This is a genomic window from Massilia sp. 05N420 (genome assembly GCF_056397205.1).
This window is the reverse complement of sequence record NZ_JBFTMX010000232.1, coordinates 1-396: the sequence shown is the minus strand read 5'-3', so window position 1 is coordinate 396 and position 396 is coordinate 1. Positions and strand designations below refer to the sequence as shown.

The following is a 396-nucleotide window of genomic DNA, read 5'->3' as shown; positions in this document are numbered from 1 at the left end:
GCGTCCTTCAGGCGCAGGACGTCCGCTTGACCATGGGCGGCGAGCCGACCTTCGTCTCCATCGACGATTTCGAATCCGCCGAATGGAACACCGACGCCGTCGGTCCGACCAAGCGCGAAAAGGCCGATGTGCTGATCCGCAAGCTCCGCGAGCGCTTCGCCCCCGGCGGCTTCCTGCATTACGGCCAGGGCAAGTGGTATCCGGGCGAAAGCCTGCCGCGCTGGACCTTCTCGCTCTACTGGCGCAAGGACGGCCTGCCGATCTGGCAAAATCCCGATCTCATCGCAACCGAAGGTACGGATGCCGGCGTCACCGCCGACGACGCCGGAAAGCTTCTGACGGCGATCGCGCGGGAGCTGGCGATCGAACCGGAGATGGTTCTGCCCGCTTATGAGG

At 65.2% G+C, this 396-nt stretch carries 1 protein-coding gene; it reads left to right on the top strand.

Translation table 11 applies throughout. The features are described 5' to 3' along the window. Window positions 1-32: 32 nt before the first annotated feature. The coding region (locus AC1DIX_RS28105) for a transglutaminase family protein (RefSeq protein ID WP_477328660.1) at window positions 33-396 on the top strand (364 nt) is incomplete at its 3' end.